Here is a 2,975-nt window from a genome sequence, read left to right as displayed (position 1 = left end):
CGCGGGCGATGAGAAAATGACCCACTTTGCCGCCGATCACCAGGCCAATGTAGTTCGCTGCAATAATGGCCCCGATAAGCCCGCCGGAGACATGTGCCGATGTCAGACGCAGGGAAACATAGGTCGTCAGCAACCCCGAACCGAGCAGCATTAAAAGGGTAGTGGTATAAAGCGGGAAAAAAACGCCTAACGTCTTGTTCACTCTGCCTCCTGGGGAATATTGAACCGGTCCGTTGAGCGCCGTACGCCCTTAACACCGAAAGCGGGTGCCTTGTGATACTAGCAGCTTCAATCCTGAGGGCAAATCGTGCGGGTGAGGTTAGGTGAACCAGTAGCACGAAGGCTACTGGCTGGGATCAGTTCTTTTTCACAAACTCAGACTTCAATTTCATCGGGCCAAAGCCATCGATTTTGCAGTCAATATTGTGGTCGCCTTCTACCAGACGAATGCTTTTTACTTTGGTGCCCATTTTCAGCGGTGTTGAACTGCCTTTGACCTTAAGGTCTTTAATCACCGTGACGCTATCGCCATCTGCCAGCAGGTTGCCGTTGGCATCTTTAACAATCAGTGCGTCATCAGTCGCGGCGTCAGTGCCATCAGCCCATACGTGGCCACATTCCGGGCAGTTGAGCATCGCGCCATCTTGCCAGCTATATTCTGAGTGACATTTTGGGCAAGGAGGTAACGTTTCCATGATAATCCTCAAGTAAATCCATAATAAAGTAAGGGGATAGTTTACCTTGTCAGAGACGTTCTTCCTATTGCTGTTTGGCCTGGCATTCTGATACCTGAAAGGTATCACCTTAATTGAAATTCAGGTCGACACTCACCCATGAAAGAATGGCATTTCATTTTATGGAGGGATTATGAAAACAAGACAACTGGCTCAGGATCTCACTGTCAGTGCTATCGGCTTTGGCGCGATGGGGTTGAGTGAATTTTACGGCGAAACGGACGATCAAAAATCCTTAACATTGCTGGGTAAACTGGCTGAGGCTGGCGTTAATTTTATCGATAGCGCGAATCTGTATGGCCGCGGTCACAATGAGCGCCTTATTGGGCATTTTTTAGCACAGCTGGATAGCCGGACACGCGCACAGTTTAAAGTGGCCACCAAATGCGGCATCGATCGCGACCCTGACGCCGCTTATGCCCGAAAAATAAATAACCATCCGGATTATATCGTCCGCTGCTGCCATGAATCCTTGCAGCGCCTCGGGGTGGAAAAAATCGACCTGTTTTACCTTCACCGGGTCGATCAGGACGCGTCTATCGAAGAGAGCATGCACTGTTTGTCCCGCCTGGTGCAGGAGGGGAAAATCGGCCATATCGGCTTATGTGAAGTCTCGGCCACGACCCTGCAAAAAGCTCATGCTGTGTTTCCAGTCACTGCCCTGCAAACGGAGTATTCGTTGTGGACCCGCGATATCGAAGAGAGCATCCTGCCGATGGTCAAGACACTGGGCATTGGTTTAGTTCCCTATTCACCCCTGGGACGTGGTTTTCTCACCGGGAAATACCTGAATAATCGCGACTTCCCGGAAGGGGATTTCCGCAGAAGTAACGCTCGTTTCCAGCAGGATAATCTCGATCATAACCGTCAGTTGCTTGATGCCATCACGCCTTTAACGCAAAAATATCGCTGCACTTCGGGCCAGATTGCGCTGGCATGGTTGCTGGCGCAGTATGAAAAAACAGTCCCTATTCCCGGCACGAAGAATGCACAGTATCTGGTCGAGAATGCAGCAGCGGCTGATCTGGTATTGGATGCGTCAGATATTGTGATGCTGAACAACATTCACCGTAAAATCGCGATTAAAGGCAGTCGCTATACCGAAGAGGGAATGAAAGGGATCAATGTTTAACATGGTGCTCAACCGCTTAGGTGGGAGAATTGAAATGATGCCTGAAAACTGAATAATGCCCCCTAAATCTTTGGAGAACGCGTGGACAGCATTAATAATAAGTTACCCAGCATAAAGCAATTACAGTGCTTTCTCGTAGTGGCTCAGGAGCTTAACTTCAGGCGAGCGGCTGAACGGTTACGGATGACGCAACCGCCGTTAACCCGGCAAATAAAATTGCTGGAAGAGGTGCTGGGCTGCGCGCTTTTTATCCGTAACACTCATGAAGTTCGTCTGACGGAAGGCGGCAGAAAACTGGTGCCTAAAGCGACACAGCTGATGAATGATCTCACCCACTGCGTTGATGAAATGAATACAGAGCAATCTCGTCTGCGTATGGGTCTGACGCGCACACTCAGCTTCGATAATATCCCGCAGGTCAGTGACAGAATAAATCAGTTTCTCAGCCATAAAGAGATTGATATCCAGAACCTGACGTCCATTCAGCTGCTGCAATTACTGTCTAAAGGGCAGATGGATATGGTGATCATCGGTGAAAAAAGTCTGCACAGCGAACAGGATTTTAGTTTTCACTGGATCTATCGTGAGCCGCTGCTGCTGGTTATGCCATCGTCTCACCCGGCCAGTTTGCAAGATAAGGTGGCTCTGGCCGATATTGCCGATCTGCCCCTGTTCTGGTTTCCGCGCCATGCCAATCCGCTCTATTACGATAAATGTGAAGCATACTTCCGGCATTTATCGTTCACCCTTGAACGGGTCAAAGAGCCTGACGACTCGCTGGTTCTGCTGTCCAGCATTGCCCGGGGTAAGGGGATGACGCTGATGCCGCAATCGATGTGCACCTTTCATCAGCAGGGTCTGTGCTACCGCACTCTGACGGATGACGCTGCGCAATCACTGAATATTGATGTCTATGTGGCGACGCGTAAGAACGACACCAGGGAGTGGGTTATCAATGGGATACAGTTGCTGACGGTGGGGAAAAACGCATAAAAAAAGCCCTGTAAACAGGGCTCTTTTACACAGTGATCACGTATTATTCGATGTTCTGAATCTGTTCTCTCATCTGCTCAATCAGCACTTTCAGCTCAATGGCAGAAGCGGTGATA

The 2,975-nt window shown here is 49.6% G+C and carries 4 protein-coding genes and 1 pseudogene; 2 read left to right on the top strand and 3 right to left on the bottom strand.

Annotated features, from left to right (window positions below):
• Together WH277_RS03840 and WH277_RS03835 are read right to left on the bottom strand one after the other, a co-directional pair.
• Positions 1 to 202, bottom strand: a pseudogene (locus tag WH277_RS03840) (MFS transporter); the annotation flags it as partial.
• 154 nt (positions 203 to 356) lie between these two features.
• On the bottom strand, positions 357 to 695 hold the full coding sequence (locus WH277_RS03835; protein ID WP_339456430.1) for a zinc ribbon domain-containing protein YjdM: 339 nt from the start codon (positions 693 to 695) through the stop codon (positions 357 to 359).
• Positions 696 to 867: 172 nt separating this feature from the next.
• On the opposite strand from WH277_RS03835, the gene WH277_RS03830 reads away from it, so the two are divergent.
• Complete coding sequence (locus WH277_RS03830) at positions 868 to 1,866, top strand: aldo/keto reductase (RefSeq protein ID WP_339456428.1); 999 nt, start codon at positions 868 to 870, stop codon at positions 1,864 to 1,866.
• Positions 1,867 to 1,947: 81 nt separating this feature from the next.
• Positions 1,948 to 2,859, top strand: coding sequence for a LysR family transcriptional regulator (locus tag WH277_RS03825; protein WP_339456426.1), 912 nt, complete (start codon positions 1,948 to 1,950; stop codon positions 2,857 to 2,859).
• 43 nt (positions 2,860 to 2,902) lie between these two features.
• Here WH277_RS03825 and WH277_RS28635 read toward each other — a convergent pair.
• Positions 2,903 to 2,975: endoribonuclease YicC domain-containing protein (locus WH277_RS28635; protein ID WP_445235305.1), on the bottom strand; the 73-nt coding region annotated here is incomplete at its 5' end.

The organism is Erwinia sp. MYb416, assembly GCF_037479575.1.
In the GTDB taxonomy this organism is placed as follows: domain Bacteria; phylum Pseudomonadota; class Gammaproteobacteria; order Enterobacterales; family Enterobacteriaceae; genus Erwinia; species Erwinia rhapontici.
This window is presented reverse-complemented; position numbering and strand designations above follow the sequence as displayed.

Coding starts and splice junctions, on each gene's coding strand:
- WH277_RS03835 (WP_339456430.1), bottom strand. CDS start 695: ATGGAAACGTTACCTCCTTGCCCAAAATGTCACTCAGAATATAGCTGG.
- WH277_RS03830 (WP_339456428.1), top strand. CDS start 868: ATGAAAACAAGACAACTGGCTCAGGATCTCACTGTCAGTGCTATCGGC.